Below are 20,654 nucleotides of genomic sequence, written 5' to 3' on the forward strand. Positions count from 1 at the left end.
CTGTCCCCTCCCCGGCTTCGCGGAGAGGCTACATGCCGTCTTCCGGGCCGGGCACTCCATTTACGGGTGGCGCGCCGTCACCGGATCGCCCGTACGTGGAGGACGGACAAGACCGCACTTTCGCGGATTCACGCCCCGATCCGCCGCCCGCACAATGACGCTGGCATGTTCTCCGGCGGCAGGGGTGCGCGATGGGACGTGAGGCCGGTCACGCCGTGGTGCTCGGGGCGAGCATGGGCGGCCTGCTCGCCGCGCGGGCGCTCACCGAGACGTACGCCCGGGTGACGCTGCTGGAACGGGACGAGCTCCCCGCGGAGCCGCTGAACCGGCGCGGCGTGCCGCAGGGCCGGCACGTCCACGTGCTGCTCCCGCGCGGTTCCCAGGTCCTCGGCTCGTTCTTCCCGGGTCTCGCCGGCGAGCTCGGCCTGGCCGGGGTGCCGCACACGCAGCTCGCCCGGCAGATCAGGTTCGTCGTCTCCGGCCACCGCCTGACCCGCGGCCGTCCCGGCCCGATCATGCTCCAGCCCACCCGCGCCACCCTGGAACACGCGGTACGCCGCCGGGTCGCCGCCCTGCCCGGTGTGGAGTTCGTCCAGGGCTGTGACGTCTCCGGCCTGGTCACCTCCGCGGGCCGGGTCACCGGCGCCCGCTTCGTCCGCCGCTCCGGCGCCGGCGGCCGGGAGGAGACCGTCGAGGCCGACCTGGTGGTCGACGCCCTCGGCCGGTCGGGCCGGTCCGTCGAGTGGGTGGCGCGGCTGGGCTATCCCGCCCCGGCGGAGGAACGCATCAAGGTGGGCATCAAATACGTGAGCTGTTTCTTCCGCACGCCCCCCGGCGCCCTCGCGCCCGAGCAGGGCATCCTCGTCGGCCCGGTCCCCGGCCGTACGCGCGCGATGGCCTTCATGGCGTGCGAGGGAGACCGCTGGCTGCTCACCGTCGCCGGCATGGCGGGCGACCATCCGCCCACCGACCCCGGCGCACTGGTCGACTTCGCCGGGACCATCGCCCCGCGCGACGTCCACGACGTCATCGTGAGGTCGGACCGCCTCTCCGACCCGGTCACCCACGCCTTCCCCGCCAGCGTCCGCCGGCGGTACGAGAAGCTGCCCGCGCACCCGGAGGGTCTGCTCGTCTTCGGGGACGGCCTGTGCAGCTTCAACCCCATCTACGGTCAGGGCATGACGGTGGCGTCTCTGCAGGCCGAAGCCCTGCGGGCCTGCCTCGCCGCCGGGCGCGGCGACCTGGCCCACCGCTTCTACCGCGCGGCCGCGAAGGTCATCGATCCGGCCTGGCAGCTGTCCGCCGCCGGCGACCTGGCCCTGCCCGAGATCACCGGGTCCCGCCCGCTCCTCACCCGCCTGATCAACCGCTACGTGTCGAGACTGCACCGCGTGGGCGCGACCGACGTGGCCGTGGCCGACGCCTTCTGGCGCGTGGCGGGCTACCTCGACCCGACCCCGGCCCTGCTGCGTCCCCGCGTCGCCCTGCGTGTCCTCACCCGGGGATAGCTCGTGACGACCGTGATTGGCCGCCGCCGGTGGGGGCACGATGGGGCGGAGGCGAGGGGTGAGGAGGCGCGCGATGCCGCGTGGGGAGCCTTCCGTGGCGGCCTCCGGCGAGTGGCGGGACGAGGACGGCGTGCGCAAGCCGGCCGGTGAGGCGCACGCGTGGTGGCCGGGGACCAACCAGACCGTGTGCGGCCTCGCGCTCAGCCGGTCGCGGCTGTACCGGTTCCACCACATCCCCTGGCCGGACTCCTTCCCCGAGTCGGGCGGGGCGGCCGACGAGGTTCAGCGGGTGTGCCCGAAGTGCCGGGCGGGGACCGGCAAAGGCCAGGGCCGCTCCTGGCAGCGGACCTCCCCGCGTCCCTGACACCCGCGCAGTCTTTGCCCAGTACCGGATTCTCTTGACCCGGTGGCGAATCACGCGGAAATAGCCTGGCTTTTCAGGGCATTTCCAAGCCAAAGGGGCGGGATATGGCAACAGAACAGATTCTCGATTGCCCGCTCGACCAGGTCCCGGAGGGCCCGGAGTTCATCGAGGCCGCCATGCGGTGGCATTTCAGCCCCGAGACCGGCTCGCCGTACTGGCTGGAGCGGGCGAAGACGCTCGGCTTCGACCCGCGCGAGGAGGTGCGCACCTTCGACGACCTGCGCCGGTTTCCCAACGTGGCCAACGAGCTGCGCGACGTCCGGGTGGAGGACCTGATCCCCCGGGGCTACGGCCCGGACGCCGAGGTCGTCGGCGTGTACGAGAGCGGCGGGACGACGGGGCCGCCCAAACGCGTCGTGGTGCTGCGGGACTGGCTGGAACGGCTGATGCACCGGACCGAGCAGGACCTGCAGGCCAGGGGCTACCCCGAGAGCGGCCACTGGCTGTCGCTCGGGCCGACCGGGCCGCACGTCTTCGGCGAGCTGGTCCGCTGGCAGGCCGCGCGGCGGGGCGGCATCCGGTTCACCGTCGACATGGACCCCCGGTGGGTCAAGAGATGCATCGCCGAGGGCCGCGCCGAGGAGGCCGAGCGCTACGCCGAGCACCTGATCGACCAGAGCGCCTACATCCTGGAGACGCAGGACGTGCGGGTGCTGGTGACCACGCCGCCACTGCTGACCCGGCTGGCCCGCAGGAACGCGCTCGTCGACCTGATCAACGCCAAGATCGCCGCGATCAGCTGGGGCGGGGCCCACATGGACCCCGACACCCGCTATCTGCTCCGCACCGAGGTGTTTCCCGGCGTCAAGCTGTACGGCACGTACGGCAGCACGATGATCTTGGGCGGCCTGGGCGAGCGCGTCACGTCGCCCGACGAGGACATCGTCATCTTCGACACGTTCTCGCCCTACATCACGTTCTCGGTGGTGGACCAGGAGACCGGCGAGGTCGTCCGGTACGGCGACCGCGGTCAGGTGGTGATGCACCACGTCAGCAAGAGCTTCCTGCTGCCCAACAACCTCGAACGCGACCTGGCCACCCGCGTGGCGCCGCCGCCGGGACAGATGGGCGACTCCGTCGCCGAGGTCGGCCCGCTCCCCACCTTCGACAACGAACCGGTCATCGAGGGGGTGTACTAGATGGAGGAGCTGATCCTGCTCGACGCCCTGGGCGCGGGCGGGCCGTACCACAGCCGCAGCCGGCAGACGATCACGGAGCTGACCGGTGCGCCGGTCGCCGAGCTGAGCCTGGTGCCGCGCCTGTTCGTCCAGCGGACGATGGCGGCCCTGCGCGAAGCGCGGACTTCGCCGCCCCACGATCGCGCGGCGGCCCTCGCCCGCGCGGGACGGCTGTTCGCGACCGGCACGGTGAACGGCATTGCGGCGGAGGAGTACCAGCACATCGTGAGCCGCGTCTCGGGCATGCCGATCACCGTGGTCCGTTCGGCGACCGCGGGCATCGGACGGCGGGCCGGCGAGGCGTACCGCACCACCCGGCACGCCCGGCCCCAGGGCGCGGTGGACGACTGGCGCGACCCGCTCACCTGCGACGGCCACGCGGTCTGGACCCGGCGCGGCGACGTCTTCGCCGTGCACGCCGCGGGCAACCATCCGGGCGTGCACACGTTGTGGCTGGAGGCCCTGGCGCTCGGCTACCGGGTCGCGGTGCGGCCCTCGCGGCGCGAGCCGTTCACCCCGCACCGCCTGATCACGGCGCTGCGGGAGTCGGGGTTCGGCGAGGACCAGGTGGTGCTCCTGCCGACCGACTACGCGGTGGCCGACGACATCATCCGCGACGCGGACCTCGCCATGGTGTACGGCGGCGAGGAGGTCGTGAACAAGTACGGCAACGACGTCAGGGTGCTGCCGCAGGGCCCGGGACGGTCCAAGATCCTGCTCACCGGGGACGACTGGGAGTCCCACCTCGGCACGATCGTGGACTCGGTCAGCGCCTTCGGAGGGACGGCCTGCGTGAACACGACCGCCGTCTTCGTGGAGGGCGATCCCGCGCCGGTGGCCGAGGCCGTCGCGGAACGGCTCGCCGCGATCCCGAGCCTGCCGCCGGAGGACGACGGCGCGGTGCTGCCCGTCCAGCCGGCCGAGGACGCGCGCGCGATCGAGAAGTACCTGCTCGACCACGTGGACGGCGCGACGCCGGTGCTCGGCGGCGACGGCGTGGTGGACGAGCTCGGCGACGGCAGCGGGGTGCTGCGCCCGGCCGTCTTCCGGGTGGACCGGCCGGACGCGCCGCAGACGGGCATCGAGTTGTCGTTCCCCTGTGTGTGGTTCGCGCCCTGGAGCCGCGCGGACGGCATCGAGCCGCTGCGGAACACGCTCGTGCTGACCGCGATCACGGAGGACGACGGGCTGATCGACCGGCTCGTGGAGGACCCGTCGATCAGGAACGTCTACCTGGGCGACACCCCCACCTACCGGATGCCGGCGTGGGTTCCCCACGACGCCTACCTCGGCGAGTTCCTCATGCGGACGAAAGGCGTCATACGCACTTAACCAATTGAAGAAGGCCCAGTAGATTCTGGGCCATGCCCGGGACAAGGCGTTGGCGGCGCCGGCTGCTGCAGACGCTCGCCGTCGTGGTGGTGCTCGCGGTGGCCGCCGTCGGCGGGGCGGGCTGGTACTACTCCGGGCTCGTGATCGACCCCGACCACACCTCCGGCTATCCCCTGGAAGTGACGGCCGTCAGCGGCGACCAGGTCACGATCAAGGGCGGGACCGACACGGACGCCCCCGGCACGTACGGCCTGACCTGGGCCGGCGGCAACGCCGTACTGGGACCGGCGACCGTGTCCGGGCCGGGCACGGTGACCAGAAAGGTCACCGAGGTCGTCCGCGGCGAGCTGCGTCCGGGGGTGCGCGCCTACCTCGACCGCTGGATGTGGGGCCACGCGACCCCGGCCGCCGCCGGCGTGCCGTACCGGGACGTGACGATCCCCTCGCCGCTCGGCGATTTCCCCGGCTGGCGGACCGAGGGCACCTCGGCGACCTGGGTGATCGCGGTGCACGGGCGCAACGGCGGCCCGGCCGAGGCCCTGCGCGTGCTGCCGGTCTTCCACAGCCTGGGGATGCCGGTGCTGGGCATCACCTACCGCAACGACGAGGGCGCCCCGGCGAGCCCCGACGGCAAGTTCCACCTCGGCGCCACCGAATGGCGGGACGTGGCCGCGGCCATCGCGTACGCCAGGAAGCAGGGCGCGACCGGCGTCGTCCTGTACGGCTGGTCGATGGGCGGGGGCATCGTGCCGATGGCCGTACGCAACCTGCCCGGCGAGCCGATCAAGGCCATGATCCTCGACAGCCCGGTCATCGACTGGCGGGCGCCGATCGCCCTCGGGGCCGAGCAGATGGGCGTGCCCGGCTTCTTCGTGACGGTGGGCGAATGGGTCGTCGAGCGGCGCACCGGCATGTCCTTCGACGACGTCGACCACCTGCGGCACGCCCGCGAGTTCAAGATCCCCACGCTGGTCTTCGTGGACGACGGCGACGCGACCGTGCCGGTCGGCCCGGCGCTGCGGTTCGCCGCGGCCCGCCCCGACATCGTCAGGCTCGTACGGACGAGCGGCGGCGGGCACACCGGCTCGTGGAACGCCGACCCCGCGCGGTACGAGCGGGAGTTGAAGGAGTTCGTGACGGTCAACGCGGGATGACCACGGTCATCGAACTCGCGACCAGGGTGAAGCCGAGCCGTTCGTACACGCGTCTGGCCGGGTTGCCCTCGCTCACGACCAGGCCCAGCCGCTCGCAGCCGCCGGCCGCCGCCCTCGTCCGCACGGCGGCGAGCATGCGGGCGCCGAGCCCCGGGGGCGTGTGCGCGGGGTGGCGGAAGACCTCGACCACCCAGGGCCGGCCGTGGAAGAGGGTGACCACCACGCCGCCGGCCACCGCGTCGTCCTCGTCCACGGCGAGCAGGCCCCAGGGCAGGACCTCGCCGGTGATCTTCCCGCCCAGCAGCGGGGTGAGGATGTCGCGCAGCGCGGCGTCGTCGTCCACGCCCCGGTGGTCCGGGTGGCCCGGCGGGTAGGCCGCCCGCCACGCCGCGAACACCTCCTCGGGCGACCGGTCGACGGGCACGAACCGGAAACCGCCGGGCGCCGCCGCCTCGGCGGGCAGCGCCGTGGCCAGCTCACAGGTCATCTCGTGCGCGTGCCGCAGCACGCGGGCGCCGCGCGCGACGAGCGCCTCGCCCAGGTCGACCGGCCCCGCCACCGCCCAGCCCGGCAGCTTCGTCATGATCGCGTCGATCGCGCCCGCGCCCACGACCTCGACCAGGTCGGCGCACGGCAGCCCGTTCCGCCTGTCCTCGACATAACTGATGGCCGGGAGGCCGTCCGCCCCGGCCAGAATCACTCGTTCCACAGAAGGGGAGGCTTTCGCAGCACCGGGGACGTGGCAAGGGCTTTTCCCCGAATCGAATCACACTCAATCATCCACATTTCGATCTTCCTGTGGATAAGGTGCCTCTGGTTTGTCGGGCGGACGGGGAGCGGCGTCATGTGGCGGACACGGGGTTTCCGGCTCTGGATGCTCGCGATCGTCATGACGCTGCTGCCCCTGGCGTTGTCGGCGTTTTCCGAGGGCTGGGTGTCCTTCGGATTCACGTCGTACGGCGTCCCGTCCTGTCCCGCCTTCGAATTCCAGACGACGGTGCTTCCCGGCCCGCTCTTGGCGTCCCTGCTCTGGGCGCGTCTTCTCGCCATCCCTGCCGCCTTCGCGCTCTGGCTGGTGACGCGCGGCGGGCCCGCGAGCAGGGTGACGGGCCGCGTCGTCGCCTGCTACGTGCTGCTCCTGGCGCTTGTGAACCCGGCCTCCGTCGCGTACGACGTGGTAACGGCCGGCTCCGGCTGCTGGCGGCTGTGGGAGCCGATAGCCGGGTGGAACCTGGGCGTGAGCGCCTGCGACGTGCTCGCCGCCGCCCTGATCCTGCCGGCGGTCCGGCCCGCCGGGTCCCGCCCGCACGTCCGGCTGCACCGTACGGCCGGGGTCTTCGGGGTGTGCTGCCTCCTGCTGGCGGCGCCCGTGGCCGACCGGGGCGCCGACGACCGCTACACCGGCCTCGACGTGGCCATGAGCGTGTACGCCGGTGCCCCCGGCACGGGCGCCCCGGACGAGACGGAGCGGCTGCTCGCCGGCATCGCGGCCGATCAGTACGCCGATGACGATGGCGGGCTCTCGGAGGAGGACGACTGCGACACGTGGACGATGCTCCACCAGTCCTACGGCGACACCCCGCCCCGCGACCGTGAGCGCGCCTTCCTCTGCACGGCGCGGGACGTCGCGGGATACGCGCCTCGGCTCGTGACGCTGCCCGACCGGGAGCTGCTCGCCTTCGGCCGGGCGCTGTGCGGGGTCGCCGGACGGCCCTCCACCGAGCCACGCGTCCGCACCCTGCTCGACCAGGCCGGAGCCTACGACTGGAGCTGGTCGCTCATGAACGCGCTGGTGTTCCTGTGCCCGGACGCGGTCGCCCGCAAGTGGCCCGATCTGGTGCTGTCCGAGGCCGAGGGGCGGAAGAAGGAGGACGACTACCGGGCGAGGATGACCGCCCACTGCGCGGACCCCGCACGCCGCCTGAGGGCGGTGCGGCGGGCGACCACCGCCCTGTCCGTGGGCGAGGGCGGCGGCTACCTCGTCGAAGGCGATACGTACGGGACCGGCGAGGGTGGGCCACGTCGGCTGGACCGCGCGTTCGACGGCGTCATCGACTGGCTGACCACGACCGCCGTGGAGGTCCGCACCGCCGTGGACAACTTCCCGATCTGCCTGACGGTCAAGGCGCTGAACCAGGCTCCGCACGCACGGCTGAGGGGCTGGGACACGGTGGCCGAGACCGCCGTCTCCAGTGTGGACGGCAGGATCGAGCTCCGCGGCGAGGGCGGGGACCCCCTGCCGAACCTCGCCGTCTCGGGGCCCGGGCGCTACCGCGTCCGTGTCTACGTGCGCGGACAGGAGGAGGCTCTGAAGTACGCGTCCGAGTGGCCGGTCGAGGAGCACCTGGTCCTCGTCTTCCCCGGCTCGTCCGGAAAGACCATCTTCCTCCGTGGTTGAGCACCCGGCTCCGAAGATCGGCCCGAAAAAGATGGCGTGGCCCGGGAACAACAGGGGCGGACACGTGGTTGGATGAAGCGTGGCCGGTGTGCAGGTGTCCCCGGGCCTCACCTAATTTGCCTTCGCGGACTACCGTTCGGCTGGAGCCGCGTTGTGCCTTTCGCCGAGAGGCGACCCGGCACCGGCACCACACGTGCGGGACCCCGGCAGGAGATCCTCCTGCCGGGGTCCTGGCGTCTGCGGGGCCTTCCGCCAGCGAAGTGAACGGTTCACCTCCACAGGCCCTCCGATCTCGGTGGATGCCGTCCGTCTTACTCTTTGCATCCGCTTTTGTCGGACGCTGGTGAAAAAATGCGTCCGTGCCCGATCTGGATCCCCAGTCGATCGCCTCCTACTGGGACGCGGAGGCCGACACCTTCGACCACGAGGCCGACCACGGACTGCACGACCTGCGGGTCCGCGCGGCCTGGGCGGGACGGCTGCGGTCCTGGATGCCGCACCCTCCGGCCGACGTCCTCGACCTGGGCTGCGGCACCGGTTCCCTCACGCTGCTGCTGGCCGAGCAGGGGCACCGGCCCGTGGGCGTGGACCTGTCCCCCAGGATGGCCGAGGCGGCCCGGCGCAAGCTCGCCGCCGCGGGCTTCACGACCCCCATCCTCACCGGTGACGCGAGCGACCCGCCGGCCGCCGCCGGATCCTCCTTCGACGTCGTCCTGGCCCGGCACCTGCTGTGGACCCTGCCCGCGCCGGAACGCGCCCTGCGCACCTGGATGGGCCTGCTGCGCCCGCACGGCCGGCTGATCCTCATCGAGGGCAACTGGCGGGCCTCCGGGGACGGCCCGCCGTACGTGCCGGGCGCCGGGTCCCTGCCCTGGCTCGGCGGGGTGAGCGCCGACCCCCTCGTGGAGGTGCTGCGGCCGTACGCCGCGAGCGTGCGGGCGGAGCCGCTGTCCGATCCCGTGCTGTGGGGCAAACCCGTCCACGACGAGCGCTACGCCGTCATCGCCCACCGCTGAGCGGTTCTTTCCGGAAAAACGCGCAATACCGAATACGTAAACGTGTCGGCAACGATTGAAAGCGCATCGTCCCCGGAACACGGCGGCAAAACGGAGCACGGTCATCGGCCGCGCCGCCGATAGCCACCCCCATTGGCGCACATGGAATGCGACAGCGAACGTCCCGGGACGGGTCAACTCGCCTGGACGGGCTCCCGCCGCGGTGCCAACGATTGAGATACGACCCGATCGCTGATCGGAGAGGAGTATCTCTATGCACGGCACTCGATTCTCATTACTGCTGGGTCCGGCAGTCCTGTCCGCAGTCACGCTCTGGCCGGCCATCGCATCGGCCTCCACCGCCGCCCACCCCTCCGGCCTCGCCGCCGCGCTGAGCGCGCCGCGGGCCGAGGAGCCGGGCACCAGCCTCGGCGAACAGTCGGAGGAGGCGGCCGAGCAGAGCCGGCGCGCGTACGAGGAGGAGAGCGGGTACGGGCGGGAGAGCGCCCAGGAGGGTTCATCGAGCGAGGAGTCGAGCGGCCAGTCCGGCAGCAACCTCGCCTACCACTCACGCGCCTCGCTGGGCCAGTCGTCCCTGCGCAGCCGCAGCAGCAGTCTCGCGCTCGGCGAGCAGTCCTCGCTGGGCCAGTCGTCCCTGCGCAGCCGCAGCAGCAGCCTGGCGCTCGGCGAGCAGTCCTCGTACAGCCGTCCGATCAGCTACACGCGGACGATCACCTACCAGCGGCCGGTCACGCAGACGCGCATGGTGACCGAGAGCCGTCCGGTCACGTTCACCCGGCAGGTCACCTTCCAGCGCCCGGTCACCGAAACGCGGATGGTCACCCGGATGCGTCCGGTCACCGAAACGCGCCAGGTGACCTACCAGCGCCCCGTGACCTACACGCGCATGGTCACGGAAAGCCGGCCGGTCACCCGCCAGGTGACCTACCAGCGCCCGATCACCCAGACGCGGTTCGTCACCGAGTCGCGGCCGGTCACGCGGTATGTGACCTACCAGCGTCCGGTGGTGCGCTATGTCACCGAGAGCCGTCCGGTGACCCGCCAGGTCACCTACCAGCGGCCCATCACGGAAACCCGGTACGTCACCGAGAGCCGCCCCGTGACCCGCCAGGTCACCTACCAGCGGCCCATCACGCAGACGCGGTTCGTCACCGAGAGCCGTCCGGTCAGCTACACCAGGATGGTGCCGGAGACCCACGCGGTGAAGTCCACCCGGTTCGTCACCGAGAGCCGTCCGGTCAGCTACACGCGCATGATGACCTATCAGCGTCCGATCACCGAGACGCGGTACGTCACCGAGTCACAGCAGGTCAGCAGCTACAGCCGGCCCATGATGCACCACTCGAGCGAGTCCTGCGAGTGAGCCGGCGGGCGAGGTCCTGACGGCCGGTGAGGGCCACGAGGGGCACGGGCGTTCCCGCCCGTGCCCCTTCCACGTGTCCGTGCGCGTTCAGCGTCCCCTCCCCTGGTGCACGCACTGTGCGGAGGCCTGCTCGAGGTCGTCCCTCCCGCACGCCTCGTGGATGACGTTGGACACGCCGGGCAGGTCCTTCACCGCCCTGACCACCGCCAGAGGGTCGGCGCCGGGGGCGACCTTGATCCGGAAGGACTCCGGCATGTCCTCGACTCTGACCGCCTTCAGCAGCTCGGCCAGCGCCAGCAGCACCTGCCTGCGGGACTCGCCGATGAGGACCGCCGTCTCCGCCGAGTCGGCGAGATCGGTGACCCGTTGCGTCCGGCGCAGCATGACCGCACGGCGGCGCAGCACCGACCGCGACCCGTTGAGCACGCAGGTCCGCAGATAGGCGAGAGTCAGGTCCGGGGGCCGCCGGCCCTGCAGCCGGGCGAAGACGTCCTGCACCACGTCCTCCGCCGTCTCCAGGTCTCCGACGAGCAGCACCGCGAGCCGCACCAGGCCGACGCGGTGCTCGCGGTACAGGTCCGCCAGATCGGCCTGGGGAGGCGGCGGGGGCGGCGCGAGCGCCGTCAGCCGTAGGGATTCAGGATCCATGCACAGTGAACGCGGACCCACGCCGATCCGCTGCTCGGGGTGTCTTCCGGTCCTCGGCACGCGAAAGCCCCTCCGGGCGGTCCGGAGGGGCCTCTCGCTTCCGATCCCCGGCTCAGGCCTCGCTCGCGTGCGCCGCCAGCACGCGCCAGCCGTGCTCGTCGGTGTGCACCCAGGTGCGGGTGTAGCGCAGCCGGCCGGCGAACGGCTCCCCCGCGAAGGCGCCTTCGAGGGTGCCGAGGAAACACGTGACCCCGGTCGTCCCCGAGACGACGACGGTGAGGTCCTCCTCGGCCACCTTCGTCATCACCTGCGTACGCGAGCGGTGGTTGTGGAGATCGAGCTGCTTGGCCTCCGCGTGCAGCCGGCCGTCCGGCGGTCCCGTGAAGACGAGCCGCTCGTCGAGCAGCCGGTCGAGCTCCTCCACGTCACCGGTGAGCTGCGCTTTCTGCAGTCGCCGTTCGGCCTCGTACAGCTCGTCCAGAAGGGTGCGGCCTGCCATGGGGGTCCTCTCCGTCGTCGCTCGTCTCGGCACGACGGTAGCCCCGGCGGTCGCCGCCCCGCCATGGGGCGCGGGCCACGGCAGGACGGCTCCCGGTCTCAGCGGGTCACGTGCCGGCGCCCCGCCTGACTCCCGGCGCGCAGAACGGGCAGAACGGCTCGCGCTGGACGCAGACCTTGACCGCGTCGCTGTCGTTGTCCGGGTCGAGGTCGAGTTCCTCGCCGCCGACGGTGGCGGTGTTGACCGTCTCTCCGACCGCGGTGGCCTTCGCGTGGACGACCAGCGTGGCCGTCGCGCCACTGGCCAGTGTGCCCACGGTCCACGTTCCGCCTGCGTACGTGCCGGTCGAGGGCGTGGCCGACAGGAGGGCGAGGGTGGCCGGCAGCGCGTCCTTGACGGCGACACCGGTGGCGTCGCTGGGACCGGCGTTGGCGACCGTGACACGGTAGGTGACGGTCTCGCCGACGGTCACCTCGGTCGTGTCGGCGGACTTGACCACGCTGAGGTCGACGGCCGGGTTCACCTCGGTGACGGTCTCACCGCTGGTGGAGGCCAGCGGCTCGGGGTCCGGGCCGAGCCGGTTCTCGTAGTCGACCGCGCCCTGGTTGACGAGCCGCTTCCCGGCGGCCGCCCGGCCGACCTTGACCCGGAACTCGACGGTGGTGCCGTCCGCCAGCACGGTGTCGTTGGCCAGCCGGCCCGCCGCCGCGCCGGTCGCGCCGTCCCCCAGCCTGAACGAGACGACACCGGTGGCGGCGTCGAACTCGGCCTGGTCGTCGCCCGCCCCGTCGGTCATGGCGCCGCTGTTCGGGCCGTTCACGACGCGGAGCGAACCGGGCACGTACGTCGTCCCGGCCGGGATCCTGTCGGTGAGCCTGACGTTCTGCGCCACGTCGCCGCCCTTGTTGACGGCGGTCATCCGATAGGTGATCTCGGCGCCGACGTCGACCGGCCCCTGCGGGCTCGCGGACTTGCCGACGACGACGCACGGCGGAGTGCCGAAGAAGACGTCGTCGAGGAAGTTGCCGACCGACGCGTTGCCCCCGGCGGCGGAGATGGAGCGGAAGGCGAACCTGGTGGTCGTCTGCCCTGCGGGCACGGTGTAGGTGCCGTGGTAGTCGCCCCACTTCCCGTTGCCGTCGGACATCGTCCCCTGCTGGACGGGGCCCGAGGGGGCGCCGATGTCCAGAGCCATCTGGTCGGTGCCGAGACGTCCGCGGTGGGACAGCCGCCAGTACAGCTTCTGCCCGGGGGTGGTCGGGCGGTCCTGGTAGAGGGTCGAGACCTGGTTGGCGTTCAGCTCCGCGAACTGCGCGCCCTCGACCGCCGGGACGTTCATCCGGGGGCTCCAGACCTCGATCCTGTGGTCGGTGGCGGTCGTCCGCCAGCCCGGCACCGCGTTCGGGGTGTTCTGCGAGGCATCGGGGAGCGAAGCCCACGTCCCGGTGACGACGGGGTTCTCGAAGCCGCCGTTGACCAGGGCCACCTGCTCGGGGCACGACGCGGGGTTCGGCGCCGCGGCCACCGCCTGCGCACGGACGGGCGCGGCCCCGGCCGGGACCGGGCCGGACAGCGTCAGGGGCACAGCCGCCGCCACCAGGGCGGCGACGGGGTAACACATCCCGGGGATGTGCCTCATCATGAAGGTCCTCTCGTCGTGGCGATCGACCAGGCCGTATGAACGGCGCTGGCACCGCAGGGAAGATTCGTCCGACGACGAGGCCGGGTGCGGGACGACACGGGTGGCCGTGCCGACAGTTGGCCGGATCTTGTTGTCTCCCGACCCCGCACAGGGAAGATCTAAATCTAGGTCGAGCCCCCTCGCGGCCAGAACTGGACCAGGAACTGCTCCCGTGGATGCGCTTCGTCGTCCGCCCGCGTGTACACGCGTACGTTCCAGGACCGCTCCGGCTCCCCCAGGAGCAGGAATCCGTCCTGGACATCCGTGTACAGCTCCGCCACGCAGATCTCGCCGGTCACGGACCGCAGGACGAACGTGGTGTCATCGGCCCATTCGTCTCGCTGGTCTCCCGGTTCTTCTGGCCACGATTCGAGCGTGACGCTCACGAGGTCGTCCTCCGCCGAGAGACTGAGCGGGCCGCGGCCGGGCACGTCGTCCGGGCCGCCGGAGAACGACACGTCGACGACGAAGAACGCCCCGTCGTGGACGGCCACTTCGCAGTGGCTACGCGAGATCGGCGGCATGCCGGTCGCCTTCCGCCTCGAACCCGCGAGGCCGGTGGCGTACGACCGCCGCGCCCAGCAGCCGGTCGTGCGGGGCCCGCCCGTCGGGGTCAAGGAACATCCACAACCCATCGGCGAACAGGAGCACCAGCCCGATGCCGGGGACGGCGGCGAGGAAGGGGAAGGCCAGTGTACGGAGGGCGACCCTGCCTGCTCCCAGCCGTCCGCCCGTCCGCGCGTCCACCAGGCGCAGGCGCAGCAGCCGCTTGCCTGGCGTCCGGCTCCACACGGTGTGCTGCAGCCAGAAGTAGACAAGCCATGAGGTCAGCGCGAGCACCTCTTCGGGCTTCACGGTGCTCGTGAACACGTCGTCGAGCCGTCCCAGGAGCCCTTGGCGGAACCAGGAGAACCCGAGATAGTCCGACGTGACCAGGGTCCAGGCCGGTTCCACGACGACACGGAGAGCCACGACGACGATCAGATAGTCGATGAACGCCGCCACCGGACGACGCCAGGCCGCCCCGGCCGCGGCCACGCCCGGCTCCGGAGCGCGCTGCCGCGTCCGGGACGCGGCGTACACCAGCGCCGCCGCGAGCAGCAGGCACAGCTGGTTCGCTCCCCAGCTGCCGAGCACGGCGCGCACCCACTCCATGCTCAGGATCGGGATCGTCTCGGCGCAGCCGCCCGGCACGCTGTACAGCGGAACGAGAGGCTCGGCGACGGCGATCAGGACGAGGAGCCCCGCCACCCGCCGGCCGGCGACCCCATGAGCTTCTCCCCGCATGTACGCGAGGAGCCCGAGGAGCACGGCCAGAGCGGGGACCGCGCAGCTTTCGGCGGTCTCCACCACCCTCGACAGGTCGTCACGGATCGCGGCGAGGGGCCATTCGTCGGCCCCCATCATTCCTACGCACCCGTAGATCTCGAAGGATCCCTCACCGCCGTCGAGGGCTCTGTCCAGCTCCCATCTCTCCCGCCACAGTTCCCAGGTCGGCACGGCGGCCAGAGCTACCGCGACCGGCCAGGCCGGAACTGCGAGCCACGACGATCGGTTCGACCGCGACACCGCGATCCCTTCGTGATCCCGCGGCGGACGGCCGCGCTAGGGAAGATCAGAGATACGGTGATCACCGTAGGGGCCGGTGCGGACGTCGCGCCACCAGATCGGCCGGGCGTCCACGAGATAGACGACGAAGGGGATCCACCAGATCAGATCGTTGGTGGCGACGAGGATTCCCGACGAGATCGGCCACTGGCCGGTGGAGACGAGCCACAGCCAGCCGAGCGGGCCGACGACCTTGCCGGCGAGCCCCACGGCCGCGATCAGGAAGCCCCGCTCGGGCCGCAGCGCCACGTCCAGGTACAGCACGCCGTACAGCGCCAGGACCATGCCCAGGGTCGTGAAGATCTGCGGATGGTTCTGGAGCGGCATGCCCGCGAACCGGAAGAGCCACTGCGCGTCCAGGGCCGCGTACGCGCCCCAGGCGATGTTGTAGACCCCGGCGGCGACGAAGACGGCCCGGTGCAGACGCCGGCGTCTCATCGCGGTTCCGCCCCGTGTCGCCACGTCATCCTCCGGCACGCCCGTCACCTGTCCATTCCCGATGTCTCAGACGGCGGCGAGCAGCGCGTCGAGCGGCCGAGGCAGGCGGTCCCGGCCGAGCGCCGCCTCGACCAGCAGCCGTGCGTAGCGGAGCTTGCGGCGCGAGCCGCTGCCCAGGAACCGCCGGATCTGCGCTTCGGGCTCCCGGCCGCGCCATTCGGGCTGGCTCTGCAACGAGTGGAACGCCCTGAGGTCGCCGTGGGAGTCGAAGAGCGCCTCGATCTCCACGCTGCCCACGGCGCGGATCAGCTCGTCCTCCAGGTCGTTCACGCAGACGTAGAACCCGAGGTGCTCCATGTCGGCGCGCGTGCGGGGCGAGCCGACCCGGTTCGCGACCATCGCGCGCCGGAATATCTCCTCCTCGTGCAGGTCGCACAGACCCGCCAGACGCATCCGGGTGCCCGGCGGCCCCAGCCCGGTCAGGAATCGGCCGATCGCGTGCGCCCCGCCGATCGGCACGATCACGACCCGCTCCGTCGCGAGATCCCGGCCACGGCCCACCGCGGCCGTCTCCAGGGCGATCTGGTCGCTGGGGCCCTCGACGAGCACCATGGTCACGGCGTCGCCGGCCGCCGCCAGAGCCCGCTCCATCGCCCGGAGCGGGGCGTCAGGGCCGCTCTCATAACCGTCGAGCGCCCGGCCGCGGAGGGCTTCGACCGGCGTGCCGCGCCCGTCACCCGTGCCGGTTCGCCGAGTCGTAGCCATGGCCGCATCATCGACGACGCACAAGGCGGCCGACAAACGATTAACACGGACACGGACGTCGGCGGCTCATGAGCCCGCGCGCACGACCTCCCGCGCCGCACGGGCCAGCTCCTCGTCGTACGGCCGGCCCAGCTCGCGGGCGAGCCCGATGGCCCGGTCGAGCAGCGCCAGCGCCTCGTCACGGCGGCCCGCCACGCGGCACGTCTCGGCGTAGGTGTGCAGGAAGTCCATCTCCAGCTGCACCTCGGCCAGCGGTTCCAGCAGCTCGAAGGCCCGGCGGTGGTGTTCGAGCGCTTTGTCGGGCGCACCCGTGATCCGCAGCGCGACCCCGAGGTAGTTGTGGCACCACGCCTGGTTGTGCTGGAGATTGTGCTGCTCGGACAGCTTGAGCGCGTCGTGCAGCGTCCGCAGTGACTGCGCCGGGTCGTCCGGCGCCAGCGCGAGACCGAGGGTGACGAGCCCGGTGACCTGTGCGGGCCCGTCCGCCAGGGCGACCGAGACCCGGGCGAGTTCGACGGCTTCCGCGCGCCGCCCGAGGTGGAGCGTCACCCATCCCTCGAAGGCCAGCGCCTGGGACTGGCCCGTGGGGCGCCCGATCTTCTCGAACAGCTCGCGTGCCCGCCGGAAGTGCGCCCGCGCCGCTTCGAGGTCGCCCAGATCCCGGCGTACCAGGCCGATGCGCAGCGCCAGGGCGGCCGCGATGTCGTCGTCCGGCGGCCCCGACCGCTCGGCCAGTTCGTACGCGGACAGCGCCTCGGAGAGGCGTCCGGCGGCGGCCCGGGCGTAGCCGAGGTCCGCGAGCAGCGAAGCCCGCTCCTGGTCACGGCCGAGACGTGCCGCGGCGGCCGCGGCGGCCTCGAGCAGGCGCGCCTGGTCGTCGGTCCCGCGATGCCGGAAGAACCAGACCCGCATGGTCTGCGGCAGCTCGGCCACCACCTCGTCCTCGCCGAGCCGTACGGCGGCGTCGAAGCAGGCCACCAGGTTGACGTACTCGAGGTCGAACCAGGCCATGGCCTTCGCCGGATCCCCAGGGGCGGGCTCCGTGCGCTGCGGCGAGGGCAGCGTCCGTTCGTGGGCGACGGCCTGGGCCAGATAGTGCCGCAGGACCCGGCGCAGGGCCTCGTCCGCCCGGGGCTCCTCGTCGGCGGCGAGGTCCGCCGCGTACTGCCGGATGAGATCGTGCATCCGGTAGCGCCCGGGCGAGGGCTCCTGGACCAGGTGGGCGTCGACCAGCTCCTCCAGCGCGGCGGCGGCCCGGCCGGGCGGCATGTCGGTGAGCGCGCCCGCCACCGCGGCGTCGAAGTCGGCGCCCGGCAGCACGCCCAGCAACCGGAACATGCGACGCTCGACCGCGTCGAGCTGATGCAGCGACATGCCGAAGACGGAGTCGAAGCGGCCGGGGGTGGCGCGCAGCCGCTCGGCCAGCACCGCCACCGACCAGCCCGGGCGGTGGCGGAGCCGCGCGCCCGCCATCCGCAGCGCCAGCGGGAGCCCGCCGCACTGGCGCAGCACCTGGCCGACCGCCTCCTCTTCGGTGAGCGCGAGCCCGGCCGCCCGCGCGAACAGGTGCACCGCGTCGCCGTCGGCCAGCGGCTCCAGGGACACCGGCGGCACTCCGTCCAGGCTGACCAGCCGGTGGCGGCTGGTGACCAGGACCGCGGACTTCCCCGCGCCGGGCAGCAGCGGGCGCACCTGCTCGGCGTCGACCGCGTTGTCGAGCACGACGAGAACCCGCCGGCGGGACAGCTCCGACCGCCACAGCGCCGCGCGTTCGGCGGTGCCGGCCGGGGGGTGCGTGACGTCCAGCGCGTCCAGCAGCCGGCCCAGCGCGGCGTGCGGTTCCAGTGGCTGCTGACCCGGGGTGAAGCCCTGCAGGTCGAGATAGAGCCCGCCGTCCGGATACGAAGGAGCGAGCCTGTGGGCCACGTGCACGGCCAGGCTCGTCTTGCCCACGCCCGCCATGCCGTCGACCGCGGCCGCGCCGGTGGTGCGCAGCAGCTCTTCGACCAGCGCGGACTCCGCTTGCCTGCCGGTGAAGTCGAACAGGTCGCCCGGCAGGTCGTTGCGGCGCCGCACGGGTGCCGCGCCGGCTTCGGTCGCCTCGGCCCACAGCGCGCGCAGTGGCCGGGGATCGCGTCCCACGGCCCGGCACAGCGCCACGACGGCCTCCCACGGCGGCACGAGCTGTCCGGTCAGATATCTGGACAAAGACGAGCTGCTCAGATTCGTCTGGCGGGCGAGGGCGCGCAGGCTGAGCCCGCTCAGCTCCTTGATCCGGGCGAGCTGGGCCACCAGTCGTTCCTGGGGGCTGGACACGTGGAACACCGTACCCGTCCCGGCCCACGCGGACGGATCAGCGGTACGTCCGCGCTGCTCAGCCGGGTTCCACCTGTCCCACGGTGTCCCACGGACCAGGCGGGCCCCGGCACGCCGATGGTCACATGGTCCTTGTCGGAAACACCCCGCGACGAAGGAGAAGCGATGTCGACCGAGCGCATGCCGAACCCGGCGGCTCTGATCCCCGAGGCGATGGAGGCCCTGATGGCGGTCGGCAAAGCCGTCGCGGGCGCCGGAGTGGACGGCAAGCTGCTGGCCCTGAGCCACCTGCGGGCCAGCCAGATCAACGGCTGTGCTCCCTGTGTGGCCGGGGGCGTCCACCAGGCCCAGCGGCACGGCGTGACCACGGACCAGGTGCACGCCGTCGCCGCGTGGCGCGAGACGCCGTGGTTCAGCGACGAGGAGCGCGCCGCACTGGCTCTGACCGAGGCCGTGACCCGCCTCGCCGACCGGGAGGACCCGGTGCCCGACCAGGTGTGGGACATGGCCGCCAAGCACTTCGACCAGAAGGAGCTGGCCGCGCTGCTGCTCAACATCGCGATCGCCAACGCCTTCAACCGGCTCAACGTGCCGACCCGCCAGCAGGCCGGCAAGTGGTGACACCGCTCCCGCCCACCACCATCCGTACCCACACTCACCAGAGAGAGGAAGTCGTCATGTCGACCACGCCGAACACCACCACCAAGGGCGCTTTCACCGAGCAGGAGCGCGACGCCATGAAGGAGCGCGCCAAGGAGCTGAAGAGCGCTCGCCGGGGCGCCAAGGTCGACCCGGAGAGCGAGGTGCTCGCGAAGATCGCCGAGATGCCGGAGCCCGACCGCGTGATCGCCGAGCGGCTGCACGCCGTGATCAAGGCCAGCGTGCCCGCTCTCACGCCCAAGCTCTGGTACGGCATGCCGGCCTACTCCCACAACGGCAAGATGATCTGCTTCTTCCAGCCCGCGTCCAAGTTCAAGGCCCGCTACGCCACCCTCGGCTTCAGCGACGCGGCGAACCACGACGACGGCGCCATGTGGCCGGCCTCGTACGCCCTGGCCGAGCTGACCACCGAGGTCGAGGAGAGGATCGGGGCGCTGCTGCGGCAGGCGGTGAGCTGAGCGCCTGGTCAGCGGACTGCCGGCGGTCCCTGCACGGCCATCGCGGTGCAGGGCCGCCAGTCCCGGTCTAGCCGGGAATCGGGCCGAGCCCGAGAACGGCACGCAGCGCGTTCTCCAGGTCGGCGGCGCGGTCGAAATCGCCTGCGTGGCCGGTGAGGAAGGCGAAGGTGTAGCCGGCGGCCCCGGCGTAGTTGCCGCCCAGGCCGCCCATGCCGTAGTCGTCGCCGTCGACACCGAAGCCCAGCCCCCAGGTCGCCTGCGTCCCGAGGACCGCGTCCGGCCCCGAGCACTGGGCGGTGGTGGCCTCGGCGAGCAGGCCGGCCGACAGCAGCCGCGGCAACGCGGCGTAGAACCCGGCGGCCGCGCGGGCGGTGCCATGGCCGTTGACAGCGGGGATCTCGGCGGCCCGCCAGGCGGCGGAGTTGACCACAGCCGGATCCTGGGCGCCGGGCGGGTTGCCGACGGCCCGCCGGTAGAGGTCGGGCCTGCCGTCCAGCGCGGCAGCCCGGTAGGCCGGGGTCAAGCCGGTCAGCTCGATGGCCCGCGCCTGTTCCGCGGGGCCGAGTCCGATGTGGAAGTCCAGCTCGTGCGGGCCGCAGACCTCCTCGGCGAGGAAGCGGCCGAGCGTCCGCCCGTCGGTGCGCCGGACCAGTTCGCCGAGCAGGTGCCCGTAGAACAGCGCCGACTCGCCGTGCGCGGTTCCCGGCTCCCACGACGGCTCCTGCGCGGCGAGAAGCGCGCACATGCGGTCCCAGTCGTAGAAGGTCTCGGTGGGCACCGGCCGGTCCAGCGCCACCAGGCCCGCCTGGTGCGACAGGACATGCCGTACGGTCGCCGGCGCGGTGAACTCCGGCCAGTAGCGCCGCATCGGGGCGTCCAACTCCAGCACGCCCCGGTCCACGAGGAGCAGCACGCAGACCGCCGCGAACGGTTTGGTCACCGAGTACGGCATGACGACGCTGTCGCGGGACCAGCCGGGCCCGCCCCACAGGTCGACGATCCAGCGGCCGTCCAGCCGGGCGGCCACCGCCGCCCCCGCTCCTCCGGCCTGCCGCTTCAGCACATCGGCGAACACGTCCCGCACCTGCTCGAAACCCGGCTCGACCGTTCCGTGGATCACGGCCATCCACCCTAGGAAGGCAGGCCGGCCGGAGGCAATCGGGATTCGGTAACGGCAGATGACCCGGCGGCGCCGACCGGCGTCCGGC

The 20,654-nt window shown here is 72.2% G+C and carries 20 protein-coding genes; 10 read left to right on the forward strand and 10 right to left on the reverse strand.

Going from position 1 to position 20,654, the window contains the following annotated elements; all coding sequences use genetic code 11:
* Positions 1 to 191: 191 nt before the first annotated feature.
* From AAH991_RS00180 to AAH991_RS00200, 5 genes are all read left to right on the forward strand, one after another.
* Positions 192 to 1,508, forward strand: coding sequence for an FAD-dependent oxidoreductase (locus AAH991_RS00180; RefSeq protein WP_346223873.1), 1,317 nt, complete (start codon positions 192 to 194; stop codon positions 1,506 to 1,508).
* Positions 1,509 to 1,581: 73 nt separating this feature from the next.
* Positions 1,582 to 1,872, forward strand: a complete 291-nt coding sequence (locus AAH991_RS00185) for a hypothetical protein (protein ID WP_346223874.1) — start codon at positions 1,582 to 1,584, stop codon at positions 1,870 to 1,872.
* A gap of 104 nt (positions 1,873 to 1,976) precedes the next feature.
* Positions 1,977 to 3,071, forward strand: a complete 1,095-nt coding sequence (locus AAH991_RS00190; protein ID WP_346223875.1) for a phenylacetate--CoA ligase family protein — start codon at positions 1,977 to 1,979, stop codon at positions 3,069 to 3,071.
* Entirely contained in the window at positions 3,072 to 4,442 is a 1,371-nt protein-coding gene (locus AAH991_RS00195) for an aldehyde dehydrogenase family protein (protein WP_346223876.1), read from the forward strand.
* A 32-nt stretch (positions 4,443 to 4,474) separates the two neighbouring features.
* Complete coding sequence (locus AAH991_RS00200; RefSeq protein WP_346223877.1) at positions 4,475 to 5,596, forward strand: alpha/beta hydrolase family protein; 1,122 nt, start codon at positions 4,475 to 4,477, stop codon at positions 5,594 to 5,596.
* Here AAH991_RS00200 and AAH991_RS00205 read toward each other — a convergent pair.
* Positions 5,583 to 6,305: a GNAT family N-acetyltransferase gene (locus AAH991_RS00205; protein WP_346223878.1), complete on the reverse strand. Its 723-nt coding sequence runs from the start codon at positions 6,303 to 6,305 to the stop codon at positions 5,583 to 5,585. The genes AAH991_RS00200 and AAH991_RS00205 overlap by 14 nt on opposite strands.
* 135 nt (positions 6,306 to 6,440) lie before the next feature.
* Here AAH991_RS00205 and AAH991_RS00210 point away from each other — a divergent pair, with 135 nt between their 5' ends.
* The 3 genes from AAH991_RS00210 (at position 6,441) to AAH991_RS00220 (ending at position 10,373) form a co-directional block, all read left to right on the forward strand.
* Positions 6,441 to 7,994: a hypothetical protein gene (locus AAH991_RS00210; protein WP_346223879.1), complete on the forward strand. Its 1,554-nt coding sequence runs from the start codon at positions 6,441 to 6,443 to the stop codon at positions 7,992 to 7,994.
* 359 nt (positions 7,995 to 8,353) lie between these two features.
* Entirely contained in the window at positions 8,354 to 9,010 is a 657-nt protein-coding gene (locus AAH991_RS00215) for a class I SAM-dependent methyltransferase (RefSeq protein ID WP_346223880.1), read from the forward strand.
* Between the two features lie 253 nt (positions 9,011 to 9,263).
* Positions 9,264 to 10,373: a hypothetical protein gene (locus AAH991_RS00220; RefSeq protein WP_346223881.1), complete on the forward strand. Its 1,110-nt coding sequence runs from the start codon at positions 9,264 to 9,266 to the stop codon at positions 10,371 to 10,373.
* An 87-nt stretch (positions 10,374 to 10,460) separates the two neighbouring features.
* Here the strand turns inward: AAH991_RS00220 and AAH991_RS00225 are convergent, their stop codons facing one another.
* From AAH991_RS00225 to AAH991_RS00260, 8 genes are all read right to left on the reverse strand, one after another.
* On the reverse strand, positions 10,461 to 11,021 hold the full coding sequence (locus AAH991_RS00225; RefSeq protein ID WP_346223882.1) for a sigma factor: 561 nt from the start codon (positions 11,019 to 11,021) through the stop codon (positions 10,461 to 10,463).
* Between the two features lie 112 nt (positions 11,022 to 11,133).
* Positions 11,134 to 11,520 carry a nuclear transport factor 2 family protein gene (locus AAH991_RS00230; RefSeq protein ID WP_346223883.1) on the reverse strand — a complete coding sequence of 129 codons (387 nt, stop codon included), beginning with the start codon at positions 11,518 to 11,520 and terminating at the stop codon, positions 11,134 to 11,136.
* A 106-nt stretch (positions 11,521 to 11,626) separates the two neighbouring features.
* On the reverse strand, positions 11,627 to 13,162 hold the full coding sequence (locus tag AAH991_RS00235) for a CLIPPER-2 domain-containing protein (RefSeq protein WP_346223884.1): 1,536 nt from the start codon (positions 13,160 to 13,162) through the stop codon (positions 11,627 to 11,629).
* Between the two features lie 164 nt (positions 13,163 to 13,326).
* Positions 13,327 to 13,725: a hypothetical protein gene (locus AAH991_RS00240; protein WP_346223885.1), complete on the reverse strand. Its 399-nt coding sequence runs from the start codon at positions 13,723 to 13,725 to the stop codon at positions 13,327 to 13,329.
* Positions 13,706 to 14,701, reverse strand: coding sequence for an RDD family protein (locus AAH991_RS00245; RefSeq protein ID WP_346223886.1), 996 nt, complete (start codon positions 14,699 to 14,701; stop codon positions 13,706 to 13,708). Before AAH991_RS00245 ends, AAH991_RS00240 begins: the two co-directional genes overlap by 20 nt.
* Positions 14,702 to 14,806: 105 nt before the next feature.
* Positions 14,807 to 15,247: a hypothetical protein gene (locus AAH991_RS00250; RefSeq protein WP_346223887.1), complete on the reverse strand. Its 441-nt coding sequence runs from the start codon at positions 15,245 to 15,247 to the stop codon at positions 14,807 to 14,809.
* A gap of 66 nt (positions 15,248 to 15,313) precedes the next feature.
* The gene (locus AAH991_RS00255) at positions 15,314 to 16,012 is read right to left on the reverse strand and encodes a TOPRIM nucleotidyl transferase/hydrolase domain-containing protein (protein WP_346223888.1); all 699 of its coding nucleotides are present in this window, start codon (positions 16,010 to 16,012) and stop codon (positions 15,314 to 15,316) included.
* Positions 16,013 to 16,078: 66 nt separating this feature from the next.
* Positions 16,079 to 18,328, reverse strand: coding sequence for an ATP-binding protein (locus tag AAH991_RS00260; RefSeq protein ID WP_346223889.1), 2,250 nt, complete (start codon positions 18,326 to 18,328; stop codon positions 16,079 to 16,081).
* Between the two features lie 165 nt (positions 18,329 to 18,493).
* Between AAH991_RS00260 and AAH991_RS00265 the strand changes: the two genes are divergently transcribed.
* Positions 18,494 to 18,949, forward strand: a complete 456-nt coding sequence (locus AAH991_RS00265) for a carboxymuconolactone decarboxylase family protein (protein WP_346223890.1) — start codon at positions 18,494 to 18,496, stop codon at positions 18,947 to 18,949.
* 56 nt (positions 18,950 to 19,005) lie between these two features.
* Positions 19,006 to 19,446, forward strand: coding sequence for an iron chaperone (locus tag AAH991_RS00270; protein WP_346223891.1), 441 nt, complete (start codon positions 19,006 to 19,008; stop codon positions 19,444 to 19,446).
* Positions 19,447 to 19,513: 67 nt separating this feature from the next.
* On the opposite strand, the gene AAH991_RS00275 is transcribed toward AAH991_RS00270, so the two are convergent.
* Complete coding sequence (locus tag AAH991_RS00275; protein WP_346223892.1) at positions 19,514 to 20,566, reverse strand: serine hydrolase domain-containing protein; 1,053 nt, start codon at positions 20,564 to 20,566, stop codon at positions 19,514 to 19,516.
* Between the last annotated feature and the right edge of the window lie 88 nt (positions 20,567 to 20,654).

The sequence above is a fragment of the Microbispora sp. ZYX-F-249 genome, assembly GCF_039649665.1.
Taxonomy (GTDB): Bacteria; Actinomycetota; Actinomycetes; order Streptosporangiales; family Streptosporangiaceae; genus Microbispora; species Microbispora maris.

What these genes read in the sequence shown, in the direction of transcription:
- AAH991_RS00190 (WP_346223875.1), top strand. Translation starts at nt 1,977, where the DNA reads ATGGCAACAGAACAGATTCTCGATTGCCCGCTCGACCAGGTCCCGGAG.
- AAH991_RS00200 (WP_346223877.1), top strand. Translation starts at nt 4,475, where the DNA reads ATGCCCGGGACAAGGCGTTGGCGGCGCCGGCTGCTGCAGACGCTCGCC.
- AAH991_RS00240 (WP_346223885.1), bottom strand. Translation starts at nt 13,725, where the DNA reads ATGCCGCCGATCTCGCGTAGCCACTGCGAAGTGGCCGTCCACGACGGG.
- AAH991_RS00235 (WP_346223884.1), bottom strand. Translation starts at nt 13,162, where the DNA reads ATGATGAGGCACATCCCCGGGATGTGTTACCCCGTCGCCGCCCTGGTG.
- AAH991_RS00250 (WP_346223887.1), bottom strand. Translation starts at nt 15,247, where the DNA reads ATGAGACGCCGGCGTCTGCACCGGGCCGTCTTCGTCGCCGCCGGGGTC.
- AAH991_RS00230 (WP_346223883.1), bottom strand. Translation starts at nt 11,520, where the DNA reads ATGGCAGGCCGCACCCTTCTGGACGAGCTGTACGAGGCCGAACGGCGA.
- AAH991_RS00195 (WP_346223876.1), top strand. Translation starts at nt 3,072, where the DNA reads ATGGAGGAGCTGATCCTGCTCGACGCCCTGGGCGCGGGCGGGCCGTAC.
- AAH991_RS00255 (WP_346223888.1), bottom strand. Translation starts at nt 16,012, where the DNA reads ATGGCTACGACTCGGCGAACCGGCACGGGTGACGGGCGCGGCACGCCG.
- AAH991_RS00210 (WP_346223879.1), top strand. Translation starts at nt 6,441, where the DNA reads ATGTGGCGGACACGGGGTTTCCGGCTCTGGATGCTCGCGATCGTCATG.
- AAH991_RS00220 (WP_346223881.1), top strand. Translation starts at nt 9,264, where the DNA reads ATGCACGGCACTCGATTCTCATTACTGCTGGGTCCGGCAGTCCTGTCC.
- AAH991_RS00225 (WP_346223882.1), bottom strand. Translation starts at nt 11,021, where the DNA reads ATGGATCCTGAATCCCTACGGCTGACGGCGCTCGCGCCGCCCCCGCCG.
- AAH991_RS00270 (WP_346223891.1), top strand. Translation starts at nt 19,006, where the DNA reads ATGTCGACCACGCCGAACACCACCACCAAGGGCGCTTTCACCGAGCAG.
- AAH991_RS00185 (WP_346223874.1), top strand. Translation starts at nt 1,582, where the DNA reads ATGCCGCGTGGGGAGCCTTCCGTGGCGGCCTCCGGCGAGTGGCGGGAC.
- AAH991_RS00265 (WP_346223890.1), top strand. Translation starts at nt 18,494, where the DNA reads ATGTCGACCGAGCGCATGCCGAACCCGGCGGCTCTGATCCCCGAGGCG.
- AAH991_RS00180 (WP_346223873.1), top strand. Translation starts at nt 192, where the DNA reads ATGGGACGTGAGGCCGGTCACGCCGTGGTGCTCGGGGCGAGCATGGGC.